The sequence below is a fragment of the Rhodococcus sp. ACT016 genome (assembly GCF_050477185.1).
Classification (GTDB): Bacteria; Actinomycetota; Actinomycetes; order Mycobacteriales; family Mycobacteriaceae; genus Prescottella.
The window spans coordinates 297026-322215 of the sequence record NZ_JBEAET010000001.1; the positions used below are offsets into that span (position 1 = coordinate 297026).

23 protein-coding genes and 1 pseudogene are annotated in these 25190 nt (G+C 69.5%); 13 read left to right on the plus strand and 11 right to left on the minus strand.

The annotated features are described in order from the left end of the window. Nucleotides 1-3: 3 nt before the first annotated feature. Nucleotides 4-429, minus strand: coding sequence for an HIT family protein (locus ACQ5DX_RS01395; RefSeq protein WP_430330912.1), 426 nt, complete (start codon nucleotides 427-429; stop codon nucleotides 4-6). 182 nt (nucleotides 430-611) lie between these two features. Here ACQ5DX_RS01395 and ACQ5DX_RS01400 point away from each other — a divergent pair, with 182 nt between their 5' ends. From ACQ5DX_RS01400 to ACQ5DX_RS01435, 8 genes are all read left to right on the plus strand, one after another. Then, the gene (locus ACQ5DX_RS01400; RefSeq protein WP_430330913.1) at nucleotides 612-1271 is read left to right on the plus strand and encodes a YdcF family protein; all 660 of its coding nucleotides are present in this window, start codon (nucleotides 612-614) and stop codon (nucleotides 1269-1271) included. A 129-nt stretch (nucleotides 1272-1400) separates the two neighbouring features. Continuing rightward, the gene (locus tag ACQ5DX_RS01405) at nucleotides 1401-2639 is read left to right on the plus strand and encodes a glycosyltransferase (protein WP_430330914.1); all 1239 of its coding nucleotides are present in this window, start codon (nucleotides 1401-1403) and stop codon (nucleotides 2637-2639) included. Then, complete coding sequence (locus ACQ5DX_RS01410) at nucleotides 2636-4795, plus strand: glycosyltransferase family 39 protein (RefSeq protein WP_430330915.1); 2160 nt, start codon at nucleotides 2636-2638, stop codon at nucleotides 4793-4795. Before ACQ5DX_RS01405 ends, ACQ5DX_RS01410 begins: the two co-directional genes overlap by 4 nt. 193 nt (nucleotides 4796-4988) lie before the next feature. Then, a complete protein-coding gene (purD, locus tag ACQ5DX_RS01415; RefSeq protein ID WP_430330916.1) occupies nucleotides 4989-6242 on the plus strand; it encodes a phosphoribosylamine--glycine ligase in 1254 nt (417 codons plus the stop codon). Nucleotides 6243-6353: 111 nt separating this feature from the next. After that, on the plus strand, nucleotides 6354-7520 hold the full coding sequence (locus ACQ5DX_RS01420) for a pyridoxal phosphate-dependent aminotransferase (protein WP_430330917.1): 1167 nt from the start codon (nucleotides 6354-6356) through the stop codon (nucleotides 7518-7520). 65 nt (nucleotides 7521-7585) lie between these two features. Continuing rightward, nucleotides 7586-8197: a TetR/AcrR family transcriptional regulator gene (locus ACQ5DX_RS01425; protein WP_430330918.1), complete on the plus strand. Its 612-nt coding sequence runs from the start codon at nucleotides 7586-7588 to the stop codon at nucleotides 8195-8197. Nucleotides 8198-8233: 36 nt separating this feature from the next. Then, complete coding sequence (purB, locus tag ACQ5DX_RS01430) at nucleotides 8234-9664, plus strand: adenylosuccinate lyase (protein WP_430330919.1); 1431 nt, start codon at nucleotides 8234-8236, stop codon at nucleotides 9662-9664. 2 nt (nucleotides 9665-9666) lie between these two features. Continuing rightward, nucleotides 9667-10383 carry a dienelactone hydrolase family protein gene (locus ACQ5DX_RS01435; RefSeq protein ID WP_430330920.1) on the plus strand — a complete coding sequence of 239 codons (717 nt, stop codon included), beginning with the start codon at nucleotides 9667-9669 and terminating at the stop codon, nucleotides 10381-10383. Here the strand turns inward: ACQ5DX_RS01435 and ACQ5DX_RS01440 are convergent. Then, nucleotides 10361-11881, minus strand: coding sequence for an MFS transporter (locus ACQ5DX_RS01440; RefSeq protein WP_430330921.1), 1521 nt, complete (start codon nucleotides 11879-11881; stop codon nucleotides 10361-10363). The two genes, ACQ5DX_RS01435 and ACQ5DX_RS01440, sit on opposite strands and share 23 nt — an antisense overlap. Nucleotides 11882-12176: 295 nt before the next feature. Beyond that, entirely contained in the window at nucleotides 12177-12857 is a 681-nt protein-coding gene (locus ACQ5DX_RS01445) for a TetR/AcrR family transcriptional regulator (RefSeq protein ID WP_430330922.1), read from the minus strand. A gap of 211 nt (nucleotides 12858-13068) precedes the next feature. On the opposite strand from ACQ5DX_RS01445, the gene ACQ5DX_RS01450 reads away from it, so the two are divergent. Then, the gene (locus ACQ5DX_RS01450) at nucleotides 13069-14232 is read left to right on the plus strand and encodes a saccharopine dehydrogenase family protein (RefSeq protein WP_430330923.1); all 1164 of its coding nucleotides are present in this window, start codon (nucleotides 13069-13071) and stop codon (nucleotides 14230-14232) included. Nucleotides 14233-14418: 186 nt separating this feature from the next. Here ACQ5DX_RS01450 and ACQ5DX_RS01455 read toward each other — a convergent pair whose 3' ends face one another. Then, a complete protein-coding gene (locus ACQ5DX_RS01455; protein WP_430330924.1) occupies nucleotides 14419-14850 on the minus strand; it encodes a MarR family winged helix-turn-helix transcriptional regulator in 432 nt (143 codons plus the stop codon). Nucleotides 14851-14977: 127 nt separating this feature from the next. On the opposite strand from ACQ5DX_RS01455, the gene ACQ5DX_RS01460 reads away from it, so the two are divergent. Next, nucleotides 14978-16888 (plus strand): ABC transporter ATP-binding protein, encoded by a 1911-nt coding sequence (locus ACQ5DX_RS01460; protein WP_430330925.1) that lies wholly within the window; start codon nucleotides 14978-14980, stop codon nucleotides 16886-16888. On the opposite strand, the pseudogene ACQ5DX_RS01465 reads toward ACQ5DX_RS01460, so the two are convergent. Both ACQ5DX_RS01465 and ACQ5DX_RS01470 read right to left on the minus strand, forming a co-directional pair. Further along, nucleotides 16808-18217 (minus strand): annotated as a pseudogene (locus tag ACQ5DX_RS01465) (FAD-dependent oxidoreductase); the annotation flags it as partial. The gene ACQ5DX_RS01460 and the pseudogene ACQ5DX_RS01465 sit on opposite strands and share 81 nt — an antisense overlap. 86 nt (nucleotides 18218-18303) lie before the next feature. Beyond that, a complete protein-coding gene (locus ACQ5DX_RS01470) occupies nucleotides 18304-19602 on the minus strand; it encodes a cytochrome P450 (protein ID WP_430330926.1) in 1299 nt (432 codons plus the stop codon). 248 nt (nucleotides 19603-19850) lie between these two features. Here ACQ5DX_RS01470 and ACQ5DX_RS01475 point away from each other — a divergent pair, with 248 nt between their 5' ends. Genes ACQ5DX_RS01475 through ACQ5DX_RS01485 form a run of 3 tightly spaced genes read left to right on the plus strand, consistent with a single transcriptional unit; the run spans nucleotide 19851 to nucleotide 21854 of the window. Continuing rightward, the gene (locus ACQ5DX_RS01475; protein WP_430330927.1) at nucleotides 19851-20405 is read left to right on the plus strand and encodes a TetR/AcrR family transcriptional regulator; all 555 of its coding nucleotides are present in this window, start codon (nucleotides 19851-19853) and stop codon (nucleotides 20403-20405) included. 11 nt (nucleotides 20406-20416) lie between these two features. Then, entirely contained in the window at nucleotides 20417-20845 is a 429-nt protein-coding gene (locus ACQ5DX_RS01480) for an HIT family protein (RefSeq protein WP_430330928.1), read from the plus strand. Further along, nucleotides 20838-21854, plus strand: a complete 1017-nt coding sequence (locus ACQ5DX_RS01485; protein ID WP_430330929.1) for a 1-aminocyclopropane-1-carboxylate deaminase/D-cysteine desulfhydrase — start codon at nucleotides 20838-20840, stop codon at nucleotides 21852-21854. The genes ACQ5DX_RS01480 and ACQ5DX_RS01485 overlap by 8 nt, the downstream gene beginning before the upstream one ends. Before the next feature lie 11 nt (nucleotides 21855-21865). Here ACQ5DX_RS01485 and ACQ5DX_RS01490 read toward each other — a convergent pair whose 3' ends face one another. The 5 genes from ACQ5DX_RS01490 to ACQ5DX_RS01510 all read right to left on the minus strand — a co-directional run bounded on the left by ACQ5DX_RS01490 (nucleotide 21866) and on the right by ACQ5DX_RS01510 (nucleotide 25059). Next, nucleotides 21866-23224, minus strand: a complete 1359-nt coding sequence (locus tag ACQ5DX_RS01490; protein WP_430330930.1) for an FAD-binding oxidoreductase — start codon at nucleotides 23222-23224, stop codon at nucleotides 21866-21868. A gap of 13 nt (nucleotides 23225-23237) precedes the next feature. Continuing rightward, a complete protein-coding gene (locus ACQ5DX_RS01495; RefSeq protein WP_430330931.1) occupies nucleotides 23238-23429 on the minus strand; it encodes a hypothetical protein in 192 nt (63 codons plus the stop codon). 9 nt (nucleotides 23430-23438) lie between these two features. Further along, nucleotides 23439-23756 (minus strand): WhiB family transcriptional regulator, encoded by a 318-nt coding sequence (locus ACQ5DX_RS01500; protein ID WP_430330932.1) that lies wholly within the window; start codon nucleotides 23754-23756, stop codon nucleotides 23439-23441. Between the two features lie 104 nt (nucleotides 23757-23860). Further along, nucleotides 23861-24703: a mycofactocin-coupled SDR family oxidoreductase gene (locus ACQ5DX_RS01505; protein ID WP_430330933.1), complete on the minus strand. Its 843-nt coding sequence runs from the start codon at nucleotides 24701-24703 to the stop codon at nucleotides 23861-23863. A gap of 29 nt (nucleotides 24704-24732) precedes the next feature. Beyond that, nucleotides 24733-25059, minus strand: coding sequence for a putative quinol monooxygenase (locus ACQ5DX_RS01510; protein ID WP_430330934.1), 327 nt, complete (start codon nucleotides 25057-25059; stop codon nucleotides 24733-24735). Nucleotides 25060-25190 lie beyond the last annotated feature (131 nt).

The window sequence follows — 25190 nt, forward strand, 5'->3', positions numbered from 1 at the left end:
GGGTCAGGCGGGGACGAACTCGTCGTGGCCCAGTTCGCGGAGCGCCGCCTTGATCTTCGCCGCGGCCTCGTCCATGGACTCCGCCGACGGGTTCGGGTCGGCGCCGCTGATGTCGAAGTTGCCCATCGTGTAGGCGGGAAACACGTGCATGTGCAGGTGGGGCACCTCGAGACCGGCGATCAGGAACCCGGCGCGCGGCGCGTCGAACGCCTGCCGGACGGCCTGGGCGATCTTGCGGGAGACCGCGATGCACTTGTCGAACAGTGCACTGTCGACGTCCTGCCACTGGTCGACCTCCTTGCGGGGGACGACGAGCGTGTGACCCTGGGTCACCGGGGCGATGGTGAGGAACGCGACGACGTCCTCGTCCTCCCACACGAAACGTCCGGGCAGGTCTCCGGCGATGATGGCGCTGAACACTGAAGGCATACCGCGAGGATAGGTGGCGCCGGCTGCGGCTGGTACTCCACCCGAGGTGGCGCGGCGCGGAAGCATCGTGACCGTGGAATTCCCGGAACGCGGCGCGAGATCACGGGCGGTGGTCCACACTGATCTGACGATTGCCACATTCGGTCGGGGGACCGTTGCTCGTGTACTCGAGGGGGAGTTGTATGTCCGCGTTCTCGTTACCCCGCCGGATCCTTTTCTCGTCCGTCCTGGCCGCCGCGGCCGTGGGACTGGCGATACCGGGCCAGGCCGCCGCCGAATCCTCGGCCGACCTCGTCGACGCGCTGTCGCCGACGACCCTGGTCAACGGCGTGCTCTCCGTGGTCGGCGGATGCCAGAGCCCGAACCGGGACCAGATCACGACCTGCACGCGGGCCGAGACCCTGACCACCCAGGTTCCGGTGATGTTGGCCCTCAACCCCTTCACCACCAACATCGTCGTGCTCGGTGCCGGCCTGTACCCGGACGGGACCATGCGGCCGCTTCTCGTCTCGCGGCTGCAAGCGGCTCTCCAACTGGCACAGCGCTTTCCGGTCTCCCCGATCATCGTCAGCGGCGGCGTCCCGCAGTCCGGGGTGACGGAGGCGCAGGCGATGCGGGAGTGGCTCGTCGCGAACGGGATCCCACCGATTCGTATCACGGAGGAGAACACGTCGCGGTCGACGGTCGAGAACGCCCACAACACCGACGCGATCCTCGCGCAGCGCGGTGCGGCCGGCGCGGTCGTGGTCACCAGCCCCGACCACCTCCAGCGCGCGATGATCGACTTCCGGGTCGCGGTCGGCGGTCGGATCCCGATCGCCGGTGTCGTCGCGCCGTTCTGACCGCGAAACCGTTCGGATCCAACACTTTCCCCCGTAACCGGACATTTCCGGTGACGGGTGGTCACTCTGACAGGAACCTCACAGCCGGGCTGCAGCCGGTTCGAAGCCGCGCGCCACACGCTGGGGTACATGACGACCGGACCCCAGCCCTCGGTTGACGCTCTGCGGCACGAGACGGTGACCGCTACCCCGGCCCTCGACATCGTCGTGCCCGTGTACAACGAGCAGGCTGCACTCGAGGGATGCGTGCGACGCCTGCGGACCTATCTGTCCGAAGAGGTGCCCTACACCGCGCAGATCACGATCGCGGACAACGCCAGTACCGATCGCACGCTCGACGTCGCGCGGGCGCTCGCCGACGAGTTCGACGACGTCCGCGTGCTTCACCTCGACCAGAAGGGGCGGGGCCGGGCCCTGCGCACCGCCTGGAGTCGCTCGGACGCGCGGGTGCTCGTCTACATGGACGTCGACCTGTCCACGGGACTCGAGGCGCTGATGCCGCTCGTCGCTCCGCTGCTGTCGGGGCATTCGGACATCGCGATCGGGTCGCGGCTGGCTCGCTCGTCCCGTGTGGTGCGGGGACCGAAACGTGAATTCATCTCGCGCAGTTACAACCTGATCCTGCGGGGCGCGCTGCACGCGCACTTCTCCGACGCCCAGTGCGGTTTCAAGGCCGTGCGCGCCGACGTGGCTCGGGCGCTGCTGCCGCTGGTCGAGGACGGCGGGTGGTTCTTCGACACCGAACTGCTGGTGCTCGCCGAACGCGCCGGAATGCGCATCCACGAGGTACCCGTCGACTGGGTCGACGATCCGGACAGCCGGGTCGACATCGTCGCGACCGCCCTCGCCGACCTCCAGGGGGTGGCGCGAGTGGGACGGGCGCTCGCGACCGGTGCGCTGCCGCTCGCGGCGCTGCGGGAGAGTCTCGGCCGGGGCGCGCTGGTCCCCGGGGCGACGCCCGCGATGCTGGGGCAGTTGGTGCGGTTCGCCGTCGTCGGCGTCGCCAGCACCGTCGCGTACGCGCTGCTGTACCTCGCCCTGCAGGGTCCCCTGGGTGCGCAGTGGGCCAACGCCGTCGCGCTGCTGGTCACCGCGGTCGCCAACACCGCGGCCAACCGCGCGTTCACGTTCGGGGTCCGCGGGCGCCGGGACGCGGCCCGGCACCAACTGCAGGGGCTGTTGGTCTTCGGGATCGGGCTCGCCCTCACGAGCGGGTCGCTCGCGGCGCTGCACCGCTTCGCGCCGGGCGTCTCCCCGCATCTCGAACTCGCCGTCCTGGTGATAGCGAATCTTGTTGCCACACTGACCCGTTTCATCGGTCTGCGCTGGGTGTTCCGGCGCGGTGCCACGGAAGGAGCTGCCCGGTGAGCCTCACCATCGATCGCCACGTGGAGGCGCCCCCACCGGCTGCCACCCCATCCCGGAAGCGCGAGTACTGGGCGCTCGCGGCGCTGCTCGTCGGGACCGCCGTCGCGTACCTGTGGAACCTCGGCGCGTCCGGCTGGGCCAACGCCTTCTATTCGGCTGCGGTGCAGGCAGGTTCGGTGTCGTGGAAGGCGTTCTTCTTCGGCTCGTCCGACGCGGCCAACTCGATCACCGTCGACAAGCCGCCGGCGTCGCTGTGGGTGATGGCGTTGTCGGTGCGGGTGTTCGGGCTGAACTCGTGGAGCATCCTGATCCCGCAGGTGCTGATCGGCGTGGCGGCCGTCGCGTTGCTGTGGGCGACGGTGCGGCGGTACTTCGGCCCAGCGGCCGGTCTGCTCGCGGGTCTGGTCCTGGCGTTGACCCCCGTCGCGGCGCTGATGTTCCGATTCAACAATCCGGACGCGCTGTTGGTGCTGCTGATGATCGCCGCGGTGTGGGCGACGCTGCGCGGCGTCGAGGACGGCCGCACCCGGTGGATGGTGCTGACCGGCGTCTTCGTGGGCTTCGGCTTCCTCACCAAACAGTTGCAGGTGATGCTGGTGGTTCCGCCGGTGGCGCTGACGTACCTGCTCGTCGGGCCGCCGAAGCTCGGCAAGCGGATCGTCCAGCTGTTCGCCGCGCTCGCTGCGCTCATCGTCTCCGCCGGCTGGTGGCTGCTCACGGTCGAGCTGTGGCCCGCCGAATCGCGGCCGTGGATCGGCGGATCGCAGAACAACTCGATCCTCGAACTGACATTGGGCTACAACGGGTTCGGCCGACTCAGCGGCAACGAGCGCGGCAGCGTCGTCCCGGGCGGGGGAGGGGCGCGGGGTGGATTCCCGGGCGCCGACGCCATGCCCGGTGGCGCCGCCGGTGGCGCTCCCGACGGCTTCCCCGGCGCCGGCGGCCCCGGCGGGGGCATGTGGGGCAGCACCGGCATCACCCGGCTGTTCGAACCGGCCCAGGGCGGTCAGATCGCGTGGTTGCTGCCGGCCGCCCTGATCCTGGCGGTCGCCGGGATCGTGCTGTGCGGGCGTGCCGCCCGGACCGATCTGCGCCGCGCGTCGTTCGTGGTGTGGGGGCTGTGGCTGCTCGTGACCGGCCTGGTGTTCAGCTTCATGGCGGGAATCTTCCACGCCTACTACACGGTGGCGTTGGCGCCCGCAGTTGCTGCGCTCGTCGGCGCCGGCGCGGTGACCCTGTGGCGCCACCGCGAACTGCTGGGCGTCCGGATCGTTGCGGCCGTGACGATCGCCGCGACGGCACTGACGGCCTGGATGTTGTTGGGCCGCAGCCCCGATTTCGTGCCGTGGCTCCGCTGGGCGGTCGTCGTGGTGGGCGCACTCGCGGCGGTCGCGATGTTCGCATCGACCTCGCTGGGGCGGCGCGGCGCCGTGCCGCTGATCGTGGCGGTGCTGTTCACCGCGCTCGCCGGTCCCACGGCGTACGCCGCCGACACCATCGCGACGGGGCACACCGGTTCGATGCCGTCGGCGGGCCCGCGAGTGGAAGGCGAGATGGGGCGCGGCGGGCCGGGCGGCATGCACGGCCAGTGGGCACCCGGCGACGGGATGCCACAGCCGGGCGGTGCGATGCCGGGCGACGGTGGCACCGCGTCCGGCGGCATGCCGGCGCAGGACGGCCGCGGCGGCCGAACGGGTGCGGCACAGGCCCCGGGTGCGCAGGGCTCCGGCAACCCCGGCAACCAGCCGGGCAGGTTCGGCGGCGCGGCAGACGGCCCCGGTGGTGGCGCCGGCGGCGGGTTGCTGTCCGCCAGCACTCCCGGTGACGAACTGACGGCTCTGCTGCGCACCCGTGCCGACGACTTCACGTGGGCGGCCGCCGCGATCGGCTCGAACACCGCGTCCGGCTATCAGCTCGCGACCGAACGTCCGGTGATGCCGATCGGCGGATTCAACGGCAGCGACCCGTCGCCGACGCTCGAGCAGTTCCAGCAGTACGTCGCAGGCGGGCAGATCCACTACTTCATCGCCGGCGGCATGGGCGGTGGTCGCGGAGGCGAGGGCACCGCGTCGCAGATCTCCGAGTGGGTGCAGGCGAACTTCACCTCCACCACCGTCGACGGGATCACGATCTACGACCTCACCGCCCAGCACTGACCGTGTCGGGGCCGATGCGTCGGCCCCGACACCGGTCTACGGCGGAGACGTGGGCGGGGATCTCCCTCGTGACGCTGTTCGCTCACGACAGCCGACGCCAGGGAAGAAGGCCCGGGGACATCGGTGAACGGTGGGGCGACGGTGTCGGAGGCGGTGGTCGAGGACGCTGACACCGGGCCGTAGGCTGACACCTGTGCGCGTACTCGTGATCGGCTCCGGAGCCCGTGAACATGCCCTTCTGTTGGCCCTCGCCCGTGACCCGGGCGTCGACAAGCTGATGTGTGCCCCCGGCAACGCCGGTATCGCCCGCATCGCCGAGACCCACGCGGTCGACGTCGCGTCGGGTGACGCGGTGGTCGCGCTCGCGCAGTCGGAGGCCGCCGACCTGGTCGTCATCGGCCCCGAGGTGCCGCTGGTGCTCGGTGTCGCCGACGCCGTCCGCGCAGCGGGCATCGCGTGCTTCGGTCCGTCCGCCGAGGCGGCCCGCATCGAGGGCTCCAAGGCGTTCGCAAAGGACGTCATGGCGGCCGCCGGTGTCAGCACCGCGCACAGTGAGGTTGTCGACAACCCGGCGGACCTCGACGCAGCCCTCGACCGCTTCGGCCCCAACTGGGTCGTCAAGGACGACGGACTCGCCGCCGGTAAGGGCGTCGTCGTCACCACCGATCGCAGCGCCGCGCGCGACCACGCCGCCGAGTGCCTCGAGATCGGGCACCCCGTGCTGCTCGAGTCGTTCCTCGACGGCCCCGAGGTGTCGCTGTTCTGCCTGGTCGACGGCGAGACCGTCGTCCCGCTGCTGCCCGCGCAGGACCACAAGCGCGTCGGCGACGGCGACACCGGCCCCAACACCGGTGGCATGGGCGCGTACACGCCGCTGCCGTGGCTGCCGGCGGACGCCGTCACCCAGATCGTCGACGAGGTCGTCAAGCCCGTCGCCGTCGAGATGGCCAAGCGTGGTTGCCCCTTCACCGGTCTGCTGTACGCGGGCCTGGCAATGGGCAAGAACGGTCCGGCTGTCGTCGAGTTCAACTGTCGCTTCGGCGATCCGGAGACGCAGGCCGTTCTGGCGCTACTCGAGAGCCCGCTCGGCGAGGTTCTGAACGCCGCCGCCACCGGCACCCTCGCGTCGATCCCGCCGCTGCAGTGGCGCGACGGCTCGGCGGTCACCGTCGTCCTGGCGGCCGAGAACTATCCGGCCACCCCGCGCTCCGGTGACGTCATCACCGGTTCCGAGGCCGAGGGCGTCCTGCACGCCGGCACCAAGGCCCGCGAGGACGGCGCGATCGTCTCCGCCGGCGGCCGCGTCCTGAGCGTCGTCGGCGTCGGCGCCGACCTCACCGAGGCCCGCGAGGACGCGTATGCGCGTCTGGCCGAGATCAAGCTGCCGGGTGGACACTTCCGCAGCGACATCGGCCTGGCCGCCGTCGAGGGCCGGATCTCGATCTGACCTGCCGCTCCACTCTTCGCGACGCCGCGTCCCCGATCGGGGCGCGGCGTCGCTGTTTCCGGCGCGGCACCGGATTCGGATGGTGGTGTTCTGCGCGCTAACGTCGAAGTCGTGCGTACCGATTCCCAGCGATCCTCCATACCCGCCTTCCACGTCATGGACGTGTGGAAGGCGGCCAACGAGCGGCAGCGCACCCACGGCGACGTTCTGTCCCTCGCGGCCGGTCAGCCGTCCACGCCGGCGCCGGCCCCGGTGCTGCGCACGGCTCGGGAATCGCTGGACAACCACCTGCTCGGCTACACCGAGACGTTCGGCATCGAATCGCTGCGCGAGGCCATCGCCGACTACCACAGCACGCGGTCGGGGATCTCGGTGCACGCCGACGAGGTTGTCGTCACGACGGGATCGTCGGGTGCGTTCACGTTGCTGTTCCTGGCTGCGTTCGACGCCGGTGACACCGTCGTCGTCGCCCGTCCGGGCTACCCCGCCTACCGGAACACGCTAACCGCGCTGGGCTGCAACGTCGTCGAGATCGACTGCGGCCCCGAGACCCGCTTCCAGCCGACCGTCGCGATGCTCGAAGCCATGGACACGCCGCCGGCCGGGCTCATCGTCGCGAGCCCCGCCAATCCCACCGGCACCGTCATCGACCCCGCCGAGCTCGCCGCGCTGGCCCGCTGGTGCGAGGCGCACGACACGCTGCTGATCTCGGACGAGATCTACCACGGCATCGAGTTCGGCGGCGGCCAGGTGACGGCGTGCGCGTGGGAGACGTCGCGGTCGGCCGTCGTGGTCGGATCGGTGTCGAAGTACTTCTCGATGACCGGTTGGCGCATGGGCTGGATGCTGGTGCCCGAGTATCTGCGCCGCGCGCTGCAGCGGCTCGCGTCGAACATGACGGTGTGCCCGCCGGCGATCTCGCAGTACGCGGCCGTCGCGGCGTTCTGCGACGAGTCCCGCGCCGAGCTCGACGGCCACGTCCAGCGCTACGCCGTGAACCGTGAGCTGCTGCTGACCGGCCTGCCGCAGCTGGGCCTGACCGAGCTGGCGCCCGCAGACGGCGCGTTCTACGTCTACGCCGACATCGCGCACCTGACCGACGACTCGACGGCATGGTGCGCGAAGCTGCTCGCCGACACCGGGCTCGCGCTGGCGCCGGGCATCGACTTCGACACCGCCCACGGCGACCACACGGTGCGGCTGTCGTTCGCGGGTTCGACGGCGGAGATCCAGGACGCGCTGGTCCGGCTCGAGCGCTGGCTGCCCACGCCGCGGTAGCCGGGTATGCGCGTTCTTCGGCGAATCCGCCCTGGCACCGGGCTTTCGGCTGGCACGATGGGGGAATGACTTCCGCCGCGACCCCCAAGGGCGAGAGGCGACGGCAGGCTCTGGTCACCGCCGCGGCGGATCTACTGCTCGAGGGCGGGTTCGACGCCGTCCGGCACCGGGCAGTGGCGTCCCGCGCGGGTCTTCCGCTTGCTTCCACCACGTACTACTTCGGGTCGCTCGACGAGCTGGTGGCGCTGGCCGTCGAGCACAACGGCAACCGGGAGCTGGACGCGATGCGCGACCGCATCGACGACGTCAGCCAGCGGCGCCGCGGGGTCGAGGCGACCGTCGACCTGATCGTGGACCTGCTGGTGGGACCGGACGAGGAGGGCGACGGCGGCCGCGAGCGGCTCATCGCCCGGTACGAGCGGTTCGTCGCTTCCGCCCGGCATCCCGAGCTGCGCGACGTCCAGCTGCGGTTGCGTGCCCAGCTCGACGACCTGCTCGTCGAGGTGCTGCGTCGGTCCGGCCGCGCGGTGCGCGAGCAGCAGCTGCGCCGACTGGTCGCCGTCGTCGACGGGGTGGTCGTGGGGGCGCTCAGCGAGGTCGACCCCGATCCGAGGGCCATGGCGCGGGCGATGCTGCTCGACCTGATCGACGACCTGGCGCCGCCGACGATGCGCTGACGAGGGTGTTCGGGTCCGGCCGTAAACTGGGGCCTCGTGAGCCGCATCCCGAATGTCCTTGCCAACCGTTACGCCAGCCCCGAGCTGAAGGCGCTGTGGTCGCCGGAGTACAAGATCGTGCTCGAGCGTCAGCTGTGGTTGGCGGTGCTGCGCGCCCAGATAGAGCTCGGCGCTGGGAACACTGCGGTCCCGTCCGAGGTTCTTTCCGACTACGAGCGGGTCCTCGAGCAGGTCGACCTGGACTCGATCGCCGAGCGGGAGCGGGTCACCCGCCATGACGTGAAGGCCCGCATCGAGGAGTTCAACGCCCTCGCCGGTCACGAGCACGTCCACAAGGGCATGACCAGCCGCGACCTCACTGAGAACGTCGAGCAGCTGCAGGTGCTCCGCTCGCTCGAGCACGTCTACAACCACGGCGTTGCGATCGCCGCCCGCCTGGGCGAGCGGGCCGCCGAATACACCGGCATCGTGATGGCCGGACGGTCCCACAACGTCGCCGCGCAGGCCACGACGCTCGGCAAGCGCTTCGCGTCGGCCGCCGACGAGCTGCTGGTCGCGCTCACCCGCGTGCGTGAGCTCATCGACCGCTACCCGCTGCGCGGCATCAAGGGCCCGATGGGCACCTCGCAGGACATGCTGGACCTGCTCGACGGCGACGCCGTCAAGCTCGAGCAGCTCGAGGCGAAGGTTGCCGAGCACCTCGGCTTCGCACACGTGTTCACCAGCGTCGGCCAGGTGTACCCGCGCTCGCTCGACCACGACGTTCTGTCCGCGCTGGTCCAGGTCGGCGCCGCGTCGTCGTCGATGGCGCACACCATCCGTCTGATGGCCGGCCACGAGCTGGTCACCGAGGGCTTCCAGCCCGGCCAGGTGGGCTCGTCGGCGATGCCGCACAAGATGAACACCCGCTCGTGCGAGCGCGTCAACGGCCTGCAGGTGGTGCTGCGGGGCTACGCGTCGATGGCCGCCGAGCTGGCCGGTGCGCAGTGGAACGAGGGCGACGTGTTCTGCTCGGTCGTCCGCCGCGTCGCGCTGCCCGACGCGTTCTTCGCGATCGACGGTCAGATGGAGACGTTCCTGACGGTGCTCGCCGAGTTCGGCGCCTACCCGGCCGTGATCGAGAACGAGCTGAACCGCTACCTGCCGTTCCTCGCCACCACCAAGGTCCTCATGGCCGCCGTCCGTGCCGGCGTCGGCCGCGAGACCGCGCACGAGGCCATCAAGGAGCACGCCGTCGCCGTCGCGCTCGCGATGCGCGAGGAGGGCAAGGAGCCCGACCTGCTCGACCGCCTCGCCGCCGACGAGCGTCTGCCGCTCGACCGTGCCGCGCTCGACGAGGCCCTCGCCGACCGCACCGCGTTCGTCGGAGCCGCGGGCGCTCAGGTCGACTCGGTGGTCGCCGAGGTGCAGAAGCTCGTCGACGCCAACCCCGACGCCGCTCGCTACACCCCCGGTTCGATTCTGTAGCAATGGGTTTCACAATCGAGGCTCGGACCGTACACGTCGGTGACCTGACCGCGCACCTCGCGCGGCCGGAGGGCGGCAGCGACACCGTCATGCTGTTGCTGCCGATGATCAACGGCATCGACCAGCAGGTGCGGGACTACGCCGCCGACGTCGCCGCGTCCGGAATCACTGCGCTGGTGTGGGATCCGTGGCACGGCCCGAGCCTCGACGACACCTCGAAGGAGCGCCTGTTCGAGCTGATGGGTCAGCTCGACGACGAGGCGTGCCTGTCGGAGATGCGCGCCCTGCTCGCCTACGCGCGCGGTGAACTGGGCGCCCGCCGGGTCGGCGTCATCGGCTGGTGTCTGGGCGGGCGGTTCGCGCTGCTGCTCGGCGCGCGCGACCGCGAACTCGCGAATGTCGTTGCGTACCATCCGTCGATCTGGGATCCGGCGGCGGCGAACCACACGCTCGACGCGGTCGCGCTGGCCCCGGCGATCGCCGCACCGGTGATGGTGCTGCACGCCGGCGCCGACACGATCCTGTCGACCGGAACGTTCGTGGCCTTGCAGGCGGCACTGCAGTCGCGGGAGACCGGCGCGACCATCGTGCACGCGTACCCGGGTGCCGCGCACGGCTTCAGTGCCCGTGCGCGCCACGACGATCCGGTGAACAAGGCGGCATGGGAGATCTCCTGGCCGCAGGTGCTGGCCTTCGCTACGGCGACGCTGGCACTGTAGCGGCGGGAGCACCGGCGCCGGCATCCGCCGCGACTGCCTGCAGGTCCGCCTGCTGCTCGGCCTTGCGAGGCAGCGCCAGGGCGGTGACGATGGCGACCGCGGCTGTTGCGGCAGCGATGAAGAAGCCGATCGTGATGCCGGTGTCCGAGTAGAACGCCTGTCCGTCCAGCACCATCGCGATGTGCGAGTTGAGCACCGAGAACGCGATCACCGGCAGCACCGCGGGCAGGATGTTCTGCGAGACCGACGCGAGTGCGCCCGCGGTCGCCTGCAGCGGTTGCGGAACGGTGGCCAGCAGCAGGTTCGGTGTGCTCGCGTAGCCGAGACCGGTGCCGAGGCCGGCGATCAATCCGAAGACGACGATCGATGCCTTGGAGTCGTGCGACAGCGCCGTTGCGGCTGTGCCGACGGTCATGAGGGCGAGGCCGGTGATCATCGTGACGCGTGGTCCGACGCGACCGACGACCCAGCCGACGACGACACCGCCGAGGACGGTGGCGGCACCGAACGGCGCCTGGAAGAGCGCAAACCCCTCCGCATCGACGCCGAAGCCGTAGCCCAGGCCGAGTTCGGCCGGAGTCATGGCCATGAACGGCAGGATGATGGTGAACACGGCGCTGACGCCGTAAACCAGACCGCTGGTGAGCGTGGTCAGCGCCACCGGGCGGTTGGTCAGCAGGCGCAGATCGATCAGCGGCTGCTCGATTCGGCGAGCCGAGACGATCCACGCCGCCAGCAGCACCGCGCCACCGATGAGGTAGGCGAGGGTGTTGGGTGCGGTCCAGCCCCAATCCGGTCCGAAGCTGACGCCGACGAGCACGCCGCCGATTCCGGTGCCGAGCAGGATCGCGCCGAACACGTCGAGGCGCGAGCGCAGCCGCATGTTCGACTCGCTGGTCGTGAGCAGGATCATCGGGGCGAGCACTGCGAGGCAGATCAGCGTGAACCAGAACATGCTGCGGAACCCGAAGTTGTCGATGAGCCAGCCGGCAAGAAACGGAGCCGGGATCGCGACCAGGCCCATGCCGCTGATGACGACACTGACCGACATCGCGACGGTGCGCTTGGGGAACACGTCACGGATGAGGGTGTAGACGAGGAACAGGCACGGGTTGAGCATGCCGGTGAGGGCACGGCCGACCACCAGGACGCCGAAAGTCGGGGCAATCGCCGAGATGAACGCGCCGACGGCAGCCAGCGCGATACACACCATCAGCAGCTTGCGCTTGCCGTAGGTGTCGGCGAGCTTGCCGATCAGGGGTGAGGCGACGGCGCCGAGCAACAGGAACGCCGTGAGCAGCCACGCGCCCTGCGTGGTCTGGTAGTGCGCCGAGATGTCGGGCAACGCGATCGAGATCAGCATGTAGCTGATCGAGAGGAGTTCGAGCAGGAGGCCCATCGAGAGCAGGGACAGCAGCACTCTGGGGGTCCAGCCGGTATCGGCCGGCTCGTCGGGTCCTGTGGTGCGGGTGTCGAGGGTGGAGTCGGGGGAGTTCATGTGGGGTCCTTCCGGGACGGGTGCGAAACCACGGGAAACGCCTCAGGAACACGTCAGACGATTAAGGGGTGCTGGAATAGCGTGGGGCAAAACAGTATTGGTCTGCGTCGACCAAGCCCCTGTGCCGGCGTCACGCCGGGAATGCGAATGCTATGCCAGCCGATCCGGATGGAAGGCCTGTATCCCGCCCAGCGGGAGATTCTTCCGTGCGCCCCAGCATACGGTCGGCCCAATTTCCGCTCAGGACGACGAAATATGTCTCATTACAACCGATTACGGAGAGGACTTCGGGTGTTCAGTGGTTGGGCGCGGACCCGAAGCGTGCCGCGACTCCGGCGATGAAGGCTTCCAGCGCCGCCGCGAACAGGTCGTACCCGGTGTGGTCGTTCAGTTCGGTGACGAAACGTGCGGCGCGCCGGTGCTCTGCCGCGACCTGCAGGTTCAGGTTCGCACCGACCTGGCGTCGCCACGCCTCCAGGTCGGTCCCCGACTTGAGTTCTTCACCGGGATCGTCGATGGTCAGCGCCGCCATGCCCAGGGTCAGGCCGGCGACGCCGTAAATCACTGTGTAGCCCGAGGATCGGTCGATCCCGGCCTGCTCGAGGCGGTCGAGGACCAGTTCCAGTTGGTGCAGGGACGCGGTGTCCACCCGGCGCCGCGGAGTCGACCAGACACTGATCAGCCAAGGGTGTCGGGCGAATGCCTGCCAGTCGGCGATCGCCATCTCTCGGAGCAGGTCGGGCCAGGTCACGGCGGGATCGCGGGGTAGCGGACTCCGTCCGGTGATGATGTCGACCATCGCAACCATGAGGTCGTCGCGGTCCTCGACGTGCCGGTACGACGACATCGTGGACACGCCCAGTGCCGCTGCCACCCGACGCATGGAAACCGCGTCGATCCCCTCGGCATCGGCAATGGTGATCCCGGCCAGCGCAATCCGCTCGCGGGTCAACGGGACTCTCGTGGCTTCCTTCATGTTCGAAGATTCTTGTCGTTCGGGTAGTGACACCGCGACGCGGCCGTGTGTACAGTGTACGCACGACGATGTGATCGATGCCATAACTGGCTGCCGCACGCCGTGGCCGGGCTCGGTGACGAGCTCGACGATGAGCGAATATCGCAAGTCCCGCAGCCGATTCCGGGACAAGCACCCTTTCGCCCCACGTAGACAGAGGTGCAACACTTCCATGAAACTTGTCATCCTCAGCGCCGGTTCCATCGCAAGCTCCGTGGCGCGGATCCTCGCACCCACCGGAAGCTACGACGAGTTGGTCATCGCCGACATCGACCTCGACAAGGCCAGTGCCGTCGCGAACGAACTCGGTGGAAAGGCCGTGCGGTTCGACGCGACGGATCCGGTCGGCATCAAGTCGGTGATCACCGGAGCCGACGTCGTGTTCAATGCGGTCGGGCCGTTCTACAAGTTCGGCATGCCGATCATCCGCGCCGCGATCGAGTGTGGCGTCAACTACGTCGACGTGTGCGACGAGTACGACGTCGCCGAGCAGCTCGTGCAGGCGACCGACCTGGACGAGGCGGCCCGGGCTGCCGGCGTGACCGTCATGTTCGGTATGGGCTTCGCACCAGGCATCACCAGCCTGATCGGCCGCTGGGCCGTCGAGTCGTTGGATTCGGCGCACAGCGTCGACGTCGCGATGGCGATCCCGTACATGGTCAACATGGGTGCCACGATCAACGAGCACATGCTGCACTCGATGTCGGGAGATGTCCGGCAGTTCATCGATGGCGCCGTGAAAGCTGTTCCGGCATGGGGTGATCCGAAGCCGTTCACGTTCGGGGCCCCGTTCGATGTCACCGCCTACGCCGGCTACATGGGGCACCCCGAGGGCATCACCCTGGGCACCTACGTGCCGGGGCTGCGCAACGCGACCGTGCGCTACACGTGGTTCGAAGAGGCCGGCAACAACCTGTGGAAGCTGTTCCAGGACCTCGGCATCACCAACCCGGACCGACTCGACGGGCTGCCGATGTCGCCTCGTGAGTTCCTCGCCCGTTACATGGCCACCGCGGAGGGCGAGCGTGACCTCGCCGTCGAGTACGGCGGTCAGCCCGGTACGGCCATGCAGATCATCGCGGACGGTGAGATCGGCGGCGAGCCGGCCCGAGCCCTGTTCGAGGCGCAGGTGGTGTACTCCGGCAATGTCGGTTCGGACCCGACGCCACATGCCGCCGCCACCGCGGTGCGCGAGATGCTCGAGGGCCGGATCACCCGCACCGGTGTGGTCTCACCCGAGGCGTGCATCGATCCGGAACCGTTCGTCACCTCGGTGCTCGACGCGACGGGTGTCAAGCTCGTCAAGCGGATCACAACCACCACCACGATCCGCTGACCGCGCCCGCGACTGTTCCGTAAGCGGAGGGAACCCTCGGGCTGATGGCAGCGTCGTATGGGGAGGGGATGTCCGAGGGGTAGTGGGCCGGGCGCGGCTTCGTTTCGGGACACAGCGACGAAGCCGCGCTCGCCCGGTTCCGGGAAGGCGTGGGCGTCCCCGCGGGCCGCCCCAACTCTGGGTCGGTCAGCGGCCGTCGGCGCCGAGCTTGTCGAGGATGCGGTGCAGGTCGGCGCGGTCGTGGGCGTCGAGCGGGGCGAAGAAGTCGGCGGCCTGGGCGTCGCGTGCGGCGGACATCTCCGCGATCAGCTCGCGCCCGGTGTCGGTGAGCTGCACGCACACCGCGCGCCGGTCGGCGCCGTCGGCGACGCGCTCGACCAGGCCGCGCTTCTGCAGCCGGTCGACCACCTCGGTCACCGAGCGGGGTGCGATACGCAGGGCCTTCGCGACGTCGCCGAGCCGGGGGCGGCCGTCGCACTCGCGGTGGATGACGCGCAACGCGCGGAACTCGTGCGGCGACAGCTCCCACGGCTCGAGGGCGGTGAACCAGCGTCGGCGCAGTGCCCGCGAGGAAGACATCACCAGGTCGCGCAGCTGCTCGGCCGATACCTCCGTCATGTGTCGGAGCCTACCTCACTTGACAGTTACCTCATGGTGAGGGAGCCTCAGTAATAGGCTTGCCCCGACATCTGAGAGGGGTGGATACATGACAAGCCCTCATTTCGGTGGACCCGGAGGCGGTCCGATGCGTACCCGAAAGGTCGATCCCGCCGACCGTGCTCAACTCGCCGAGTCGCCCGTGAGCCTGCGCCGGATCGGTGCGCTGTTCGCGCCGTACCGCTGGCAGATCGCCGTGGTCGTGGCGCTCATCGTGGCGTCGTCGACGATCTCCCTGGCCAACCCGTTCCTGGTGCGCGAGGTGATCGACCGGGCGATCCCCGAGCAGAACGTGACGCTGCTCGTGTGGGCGGTGGTCGGCATGCTCGCGATCACCGTCGCCAGTTCGGTGTTCGGCGTGCTCCAGACCTGGATCTCGACCACGGTCGGGCAGCGGATTATGCACAACCTGCGCACCCGGGTCTTCACGCACCTACAGCGCCAGTCACTCGGGTTCTTCACCCGCACCCGCGGCGGCGAGATCCAATCTCGGCTCACCAACGACATCGGCGGCATGCAGTCGGTCGTGACGTCCACGGCCACTTCCATCGCCTCGAATCTGACCACCGTGGTCGGCACCGCAATCGCGATGGCGGTGCTGAGCTGGCGGCTGTCGCTGCTGTCGCTCGTGGTGCTGCCCCCGGCGATCTGGCTCACCCGCAAGGTCGCGCTGATGCGCCGGGCGATCACGTCCCAGCAGCAGCGCGCGCTCGCGGACATGCAGACTCAGATCGAGGAAGGGCTCTCGATCAGCGGAGTGCAACTCGGAAAGACCCTCGGTGCCGGCCCTGCGATGTCGGAGCGATTCGCCGAAACCTCCAGGCACCTGGTCGATCTCGAGGTCAGGTCGCAGCTGTCCGGTCGGTGGCGCATGGCGACGATGAGCATCATCTTCTCGGCCATCCCGGCGCTGCTGTACCTCGCGGCGGGGTTGCCTGCGACCTCTGGCGGCATGACGATCGGCACCCTGGTCGCGTTCACCGGCCTGCAGACCACGCTGTTCCGTCCGCTGATGGGCCTGCTGGACGTCGGCGTATCCGTGACGAGTTCGCTGGCACTGTTCAGTCGGATCTTCGAGTATCTCGACCTGCCCGTGGAAATCGACGACCCCGAGCGTCCGGTCCCGATGCCGCGCGAGAAGGTCTCCGGTGCTGTGGAATTCGAGCGTGTCGGGTTCCGGTACGACGGGGCCGACCGTGACGCGCTGACCGGCGTCGCCATCGACGTGCCGGCCGGGGCGTCGCTCGCGCTGGTCGGCGAAACCGGTTCCGGCAAGACCACTCTCGCGTCGCTGGTGGCCCGCCTGCACGACCCGACGTCGGGTCGGTTGACGATCGACGGCGTGGACCTGCGCGACATCCGTCTCGCGGAGTTGTCCGAACTGGTCGGTGTGGTCTCGCAGGAGACGTACCTGCTGCACGCGACCATCCGGGAGAACCTGCGGCACGCGCGCCCGGAGGCGACCGACGCCGAGATCGAGGCCGCGGCCCGCGCCGCGCAGGTGCACGAGCTGATCGAGTCGCTGCCCGACGGCTACGACACCGTCGTCGGCGCCCGCGGACACCGGTTCTCGGGCGGCGAGAAGCAGCGCATCGCGATTGCGCGAACCCTGTTGCGCGATCCGAGGATTCTGGTGCTCGACGAGGCCACCAGCGCCCTCGACAACGAGACCGAGCGGGCCGTGCAGACCGCGCTCGACGTCGTCAGCCGCGGACGGACCACGATCACGATCGCGCACCGGCTCTCGACGATCCGGGACGCCGATCAGATCGTGGTCCTCGACCACGGGCGGGTCGCCGAGCGCGGCACCCACGAGGAGTTGCGCGCGCTCGGCGGTCGTTACGCCGCGCTACTCGCCCGAGGCGGCGACACCCGCGCGACGGCCGAAGAAGGTGCCGTCGCCGAGCGAGGTGCCGCTGATGTAGCCCCACGAGTGCAGTCCCGACGTCGCGCGTCCGGCCGCGAAGAGCCCGGGGATCGCGTTCCCGTCGAGGTCTAGGACACGGCCGTCGACGGTGGTGCGCAGCCCGCCGATGGTGAAGACCTCGGCGCCGCCACCGCCGGTGCCGCCGTCGCCGTACTCCGGCGGGGCCATGCCGCGCTGGACGTCGATGGCCGCGAACGGGGACTGCAGCGGCCGCAGCCAGCGCGACGACTTGCGGAAGTACGGGTCCTCACCGTGCTCGGCGAACCGGTTGTACTCGCCGACGGTGTTCTGCAGCGCGCCCTCGGGCATCCCGATGTCGCGCTCGAGCTCTTCGAGGGTCTCGGCGACGAAATGCGGCTGCACGCCCCAGCGTTCGTCGACCGGAACCTCCTCGTAGGCCTGCTCGTCGAGGATCACCCACACCTGCAGGTTGTGCTTGAACAGTGCCGCCTGCCCGACCAGTCCGGGGTAGACGTCCTCGTTGATGAAGCGCTGGCCCACGCTGTTGACGATCATGCCGCGCACCATCATTCCCGGTACGAGCGAGATGCCGACCTGGCCCGCGGACATGTGCTTGACGGCCGCGCCGACGGCCTGCGCCATCACGATGCCACGTCCGTCGTCGCCGCCGTCGCTGTTGACGCCCCGGCCGACCAACTGCGGCGCGTGCTGCGCGAGCATCTCCTTGTTGTCGGCGAAGCCGCCGGTCGTGATGATCACGCCGCGCCGGGCGCGGTACGTGACGGTGTCGTTGAAGTTCCGGGCGACGACGCCGACGACACGATCGTCCTCGACGATCAGCCGCAGCGCGGTGGTGTCGGTGTGGATCGCGATGTCAGTCTTGTCGACGGCCTCGCTGAGCACCGCCATGAGCACCTTGCCGCCGAAGCCGTCGGAGGTGACCCGGTGCCCGCGCGGGGCCGGCTCGGCGATCTCGTAGAACGGATAGGCGTTCTCGCCCATCCACATCAGGCCGTCGTCGGTCGGCGGCACCCACGTCGGCGAATCCCACAGCGACGGCTTGAACGGCACCCCATGGTCGACGAGCCACTGGTAGTGCGCGACGCTCTCGCGGCTGTAGAGGCCCACCTTCTCCTGGTCGGCGTCCGGGCCGAGCGCCGCGAGCAGGAACTTCTCCATGTCCTCGGCGGTGTCGGTGAACCCGCACGCCTCCTGGATCGGGGTGCCGCCGCCGAGATACATCTCGCCGCCGGACAGCGCCGACGACCCGCCACCGCCGCTCTGCCGTTCGAGCAGGATCACCTCGGCGCCCGCGGCGTTCGCCTCCAGCGCGGCGGACGCACCGGCGCAGCCGTAGCCGATGACGAGGACATCGGTCTCGTGGTCGTAGGTGGCTATCTCGGCGGCGTCGATCGGGGTGACCGGTACGCGTGCGCTCATCCGGAACTCCTGTCCTCGGGCTTGACCTGATTGTGGTGCTCGTCACAATAGGGTGGACGCCCGGAGGCGGGTAGGTGGTTTTCCGGTCAGCGGGACGGCGGGCGTCGAGTTCCAATTACCCTGGGCCGCTGAAGGTCTCCACTCATGCGCGCCGGTCGGGCCCGTGTCTCGATCCGCAGGGGGAGCGACTGGTGTCGTCGCACGAACAGGCTCGGCACCCACCGCGCGCCGCCGTCCCAGATCGTGAACGATGTCGTGCGCTCGAGCAGCGTCGTGATCGCGGCCTGGGCCTCCATCCGCGCGAGCGCCGATCCCACACAGAAATGCACGCCCTTGCCGAACGCCAGGTGGCCCTTCAGGTTCGGTCGGTCCAGGACGACGGCACCCGGACGGTCGAAGGTCGACGGGTCGCGATTGGCCGCTCCCCACAGCAGCAGGGCGTGGCTGCCGGCGGGGAGGTGCACGCCGCCGAGGGTGGTGTCGGTGACGACGTGCCGGTGATGCCCGCGGAACGGGGACTCGAGCCGGAGCGCCTCGTCGAGGAAGGGGTCGACCAGGGCGGGATCGCGGCGCAACCGGTCCTGCAACTCCGGTCGGGTGGCGAGGATCCGGGCGGCGTTGGCGATGAGGCCGGCCGTCGACTCGCCGCCCGCGCCGACCAACTGCACGAGGACGAGCACCGCGACGTCGTCGGTGAGAGCGCCCTCGTTGCAGGCGTGGGCCAACACGCCCAGCAGGTCGGATTGCGGATCCCGCTTGGCCGCGGCGAATTCGGTGTGGAGGTGGCCGGCCAACTCGGCCGCCGACGCCACGAGTTCGCCGAGCCGGTCCCCGGTCACGATGCCGCCGAGCAGTTCCGTGCTGTCGTACGCCCACGACAACAGTTGTGGGACGTCGTCCTGCTGCAGGCCGACCAGACTCGCGACGAGTGCGAGCGGCAGCCTGTCGGCCATGTCGCCGGCCCACTCGAACGATCCGTCCGGGCGCAGTCCGGCATTCCACAGGTCGTCGACGAGCGTACGGACGGTGGGGCCGAGCGTGCGGATGCGCTTGGTGAGTGCGGCCAGCACGAGCTTGCGGTGCAGCGCGTGTGCCGGGTCGTCGGCGGTGGCGAGGACGTGGACGGCCCGGCCGCCGCCGTCCATGTCGAAGGTGACGGGCGGTCCGTCGGGTTGCTGCACCATGACACCGGTCAGGTTCGACGAGAAGTCTTCCGGCCTCGCCAGCGCCTCCGTCACCAGTGCCCACGACGACACCAGGTGGAAGTCGGTGCCCGGCACCCGGTACACGGGAGCGTGCTCGCGCAGTGCCGCGTAGAGCGGGTACGGGTCGTCGAGATGCGCGGGATCGAAGATGTCGATGCCGTCCAGTGGCGACGCGGTCACGGGCCATCCCTTCGCTGTGGTGAAACGTGTTGCAGTGCCCTCAACCGTTCCTGTCGTCGGCGATGCGTGTCAAGGGTTCGGGACGAGGTGAGAAATGCGGTTTCACCAGGTAATTTCGCGTGTCTCGGCGCCCCGGGCGGCGGCCGTGTCCGTGCAGGTGAGCGCCGAGGTTTCCAGATCGGCGGTGTAGACGGATCGGTATCTCTGTCTCAGAGTGAGACAGAGACGTGGAAGTGATCGGAGGGCGGATGAGCGGAGTGCCGGACGACTGGCTGGCGGGCGGGAGCCGTCGCGCGCTCGCGGTCGAGCGGATCACGGCCGCCGCGACGGAGCTGTTCGTGGAGCGCGGGTTCGACCGGGTGAGCGCGGCCGACGTCGCGGAGCGCGCGGGGTGTTCGCGGGCGACGCTGTACCGCTACGTCGGCGGCAAGCCGGCGTTGGTGTCGGCGGTCGTCTCGGCGGCCGCAGCGGGCGTGGCCGACCGTGTTCGGCGGGCCGTCGACGGGCTCGACGGTGCCGACCGGGTCGTCGAGGCCATCCTCACGGCGGTCGCCGCGGTCCGCGCCGACCCGACGCTGTCCCACTGGTTCGTGCACACCCGCACCGGCGCCGCCGACGAATACCTCGCAGCCTCGCCTGATCTCACCAGGGTCGCAACGGCGCTTGCCGGGATCGATGCCGGCGAAGCGGCGGGGCAGTGGATCGTCCGAGTGGTGCTGGCACTGCTGGCGTGGCCCGCCTCCGACACGGAGGTGGAACGAAACATGGTACGAAGCTACGTCGCGCCGGCGTTTGCCGCATAACATCGTCAATCATGAGTCACTGCGTGTTCTGCGCCATCATCGCGGGTGAGGCCGAGGCGAGCATCGTGTACGACGACGAGCACACGATTGCGTTCATGGACATCCGGCCCTTCACGCCCGGTCACCTGCTGGTGGTGCCCAAGACGCACGCCGCGGACCTGTCCGAGCTCGATCCCGCCGACGGCGGCCGGCTCTTCCAGGTGGGCCAGCAGATGGCCGGTGCGGTGCGGGCGAGCACGGTGGCCGCGGACGGGATCAACTTCTTCCTGGCCGACGGCGTGGCCGCCGGTCAGGAGGTGTTCCACGTGCATCTCCACGTGGTGCCCCGCACGGTCGGTGACGGATTCGGTCTGCGCGGCCGACCCACCACAGCACTACGACCCGACCTCGACTACCTGGCGGGCTCGATCCGCGGACGGCTCGGTGCACACGATGCGTGACGTGACGACGACGCCACCCCATCTGTATCGACGCTTCCCGGAGCTCGCCGACTCGCTTCCGTTCGTCCGCCTCGGGGAATCGCCCACCCCGGTCCGCAAGCTCGAGGGTCTCGGAACCCGAAACCGGATCTGGCTCAAGGACGACAGCGTGTACGGCTCCGGCGGCTGGGGCGGCAACAAGGTACGCAAGCTCGAGTGGATCATCCCGGACGTGATCGCCCGCAAGTCCAAGCGGATCATCACCGTCGGCGGCCTCGGCACCAACTGGGGGCTGGCCACGGCGTTGTACGCCAAGCAGTTCGGTATCGACACCGCCGTCGCCCTGATCGATCAGCCCGTCGACGACCACGTCCGTGCCCAGCTCGGCCGGCTGGAGCGGTCGGGTGCCGCGCTGCACTTCACCCGGAACAAGCTCCGCACCTTCGCGGCGGCACCGTTTCTCATGCTCCGTAACGTCCGTGGTGGTCGGCTGCCGTACTACCTGCCTCCGGGCGGTTCCTCCCCGCTCGGGGCGCTGGGCTACGTCGAGGTGGGCCTCGAGTTGGGCGCACAGGTGGAGTCCGGTGAGATCCCCGAACCCGCGCACGTCGTCGCCGCGCTCGGGTCCGGCGGAACCGTCGCCGGCCTGCTGCTGGGGCTGCGACTGGCGGGGCTGCGCACGGGTGTCGTCGCGGTCGTCGTCAACGACACCCTGCCCCTCGGTCCGCGCGAGATCCGCGACCTGGCCCGTCGCGCCGAGTCGTTGCTGCGTCGACGGGGAGCGAAGTTCGACGACGTCGACCTCGACGCGGCCGAGCTCACCGTGACCCGCGAATACCTCGGCCCCGGATACGGGTACGCCACCGCGGAGGGCCGGGCCGCGCAGCGCGTCGGCACTGAGTACGACGTCCCGCTCGACCCCGTCTACACCGCGAAGGCGTTCGCGGGACTTCTCGAGATCGACGCGAAGTCGCGGGGCGACGACCGGCCCATCGTCATGCTCGACACCTTCGGGCCGCGGCCGGACTGACCGCGGGCGGGTCAGTACCCGCGGCCCGGATTGAGGATTCCTCGCGGATCGAACACCGCCTTGATGCCCGCCATCAGTTCGCGCTGGGTGGCGCCGACCATGTCCTCGAGGTGGCCCACCTTGAGGGAGCCGATTCCGTGTTCCCCCGAGATGGTTCCGCCGAGCGACAGACACGCGGCCACCAGATCGTCGAACGCCGCCCGGGCCCGTGCGACGGCGGCCGGATCCGCGGCGTCGAAGATGACGGTGGGATGGAGGTTTCCGTCGGCGGCGTGGCCGAAGGTTCCGATGAGGACGCCGTGCATCGAGCCGACCCGATCGATCTCGGAGAGCATCCGGGGCAGCAACGGCACGGGGACGGCGAGGTCGTCGAGGAGTGTGCTGCCCTGCCGCTCCAGTGCGGTCAAGGCGAGGCGGCGCGCCTGCATGAACTCGTCGCCCTCCCGAGGGTCGGTCGTCTCGTAGATCTCGGTGGCACCCGCCCGGCGGCAGACGTCCGCGCACTGTGCCGCCTCGCCGCCGGCGTCGCGTCCGTCGCACTGGACGAGCAGGAGCGCGCCCGCACCGACGTCGAGACCCATCCTCGTCATGTGCTCGACGGCGGACACGGTTGTGCGGTCCATGAATTCGAGCAGGCAGGGATCGGCGACCTGCCGGATGTCCAGCACGGCGTCGATGGCCGCGGCGGCGTCGGGGAACATCGCTACCACGGTGGACGCCGAGGAGGGCAGGCTGCGCAGGCGCACGGTCGCCTCCACGATGACGGCCAGCGTGCCTTCGGACCCCACGAGTAGCTGGGTCAGGTTGAGCCCGGCCACGTTCTTGCGTGTGTCGGATCCGGTATGGATGATCCGGCCGTCCGCGAGCACGGCCTTGATGCGGGATACGTGGTCGGCGGTGACTCCGTACTTGGCGCAGCATGTTCCGCCGGCGTTGGTGGCCAGGTTGCCGCCGATCGACGAGATCGCCCGACTGCCGGGATCGGGCACGTACCACAGACCGTGCCTGGCGACCGCGGCCGCGAGGTCGCCGTTGATCACGCCGGGTTCGACCGTGGCCGTGCGTGATTCCGGATCGATATCCAGAACGGTGTTCATGCGCTCGAGGCTCAGCACGATGCACCCGTCGAGGGCATTGGCGCCACCGGCGAGCCCGGTCCCCGCGCCTCGGGTGACGACCGGGACGCCGTTCCGGTTCGCGATCGTCAGGGTCACGACGACGTCGTCGACGGTGCGGGCACGCACGACCGCGAGAGGTTCGCCGTCGGCGGCGAGAAGGCATTGGTCGCGCCGGTACGCCATCATCCGGTCGACATCCGTGACCGCGGCGTCTCCGACGGCCGTGCTCAGTTCGAGGAGTAGTCGGTCCACGAGGTGTTCGGCCCTATCCGTGGCTGCCGGTCATCGAGCGCGGAATCGATGCGCGTCCGAATCGGCGCAGGCAGACCTTGCGCAGGCGCTCGTCGAACTCCTGGAGCGAGATTCCGAAGGTCACGAAGACGTCCTCCCGTGCGGGCCCGCCGTAGGGCTGCCACCGCTGTGCGAACACGATGATCTGGTCGTCGTAGGAGTGCATGGTCTTTCCTTACGGATCGGAGGCCGATGACCGGTGCGTCGTCGCGGACGGACGGCCAGGGGTGAGGCGCTTGCGGCGCTCGGCTTCGGTGAGACCGCCCCACACGCCGAAACGTTCCTCGAATTCGAGTGCGTACGAACGGCACTCGAGCAGCACGGCGCATCCCGCGCAGACGTTCTTCGCGGCCTGCTCCAGTCGGACCCGCTCGCCCCAACTGCGAGTGTGTCGCGGGAAGAACATGTTGGTCGTGGTTGCGCGGCACCGCGCCGAGGCCTGCCACGAGAAGTCGGGCGTGCGCGACGGGGCGGGAGACGGGGGTGTGTTCACGCGCCGGAATGAGGCCTTCCTGGAAGGGAATCGGTCCGCAAGACTGATCCGCGATCGGGATGGGGCGCACCGAGGTTGCCCGGCGATGCGCCCCCACCCGAGCGTCAGATTGCTGCGGATCCGCCGTCCACCGGCAGGTTCACACCGGTGATGAAGCGTGCCTCGTCGGATGCGAGGAACAGCACGGCGTTCGACACGTCCAGCGGTTCGACCCACGGCGCGGGCAGTGCCAGCAGGGTCGACGATGCCTCCGCGAACTCCTCGGCCGTCGGATTCTCGCGGTCCGGGCGGAACAGACGCCACACCGCGTCGTTCTGGATCATGTCGGTGTTGCAGTTGGTGGGGGAGACGACATTGACCCGGATCGAGTGCGGCGCAAGCTCCATCGTCAGCGACTTCATGAGACCGATGACGCCGTGCTTCGAGGTCACGTAGTGCCCGAAGCGTGCGAAGCCCTTGGTACCGGCGTCCGACGAGGTGATCACGACCGTGCCGCCACGCCCGCCCTGGATCAGGTGCGGCACAGCGGCTTTGCACGTGTTGAACACGCCGGTGATATTGACGTCGATGACGTCCGCCCAGTCGCCGACGGGGATGTCCTGGACGTCGTCGCCGAACTGGAAGATGCCGGCGTTCGCGGCGACGATGTCGAGGCGCCCCAGCTCCGCCACCGCCGCGGCGAGTCCGGCCTCGAGCGCGTCGTAGTCCCGAACGTCCGCCTTGTAGGCGACTATGCGACGGCCCTCCGCTTCGACGAGCCGCACGGTCTCGGCGAGATCCTCGGCTGTGGCGGGTGCGTAGAAGTCCGCCGTCCGTCCTACGTCGCCGCAGACGTCGACGGCGATGATGTCGGCGCCCTCCTGCGCGAGCCGGACCGCGTGACTGCGGCCCTGCCCCCGGGCCGCTCCCGTGATGAATGCAACCTTGCCGGCAACCCGACCTGTCATGTCCTGCTCCAATTCTCGTGCTGCGGTGGTCACTGCGCGATTTCCAGCTCGCCCATGCGCGACCATTCGGTTCCGGGAACCTCGGTGTTGATGATTCGGGGGGTCTCGCTCAGCGCCGGACGCATGGAATCGAGGCCACGGCGGAAGTGGTCCGCGGCGACGTGCTCCGCGCCGGCCTCGGCGTCGCGGAAGGCCTCCACGAGCACGTACTCGGACGGGTCGGCGACGCTGCGCGACCACTCGTACCAGAGGTTGCCTGGCTCGGCGCGGGTGGCGTCGGTGAACTCCTTCGTGATCGCGAGCCAGTTGTCCTGATGCTCGGGGAGGACCTTGAACTTGACGACGATGAAGATCATCGGGGTTACCTCGTTCTGATGGTTCGGGTGTGGGACCGGTGCGCGCGCACGGCGGTGCGGACCGGTGTGGAGGTATGGCGAACGGAGCCGAGGTCCGGAAAGGGACCCCGACCTACTCGCGGGTCATGAGG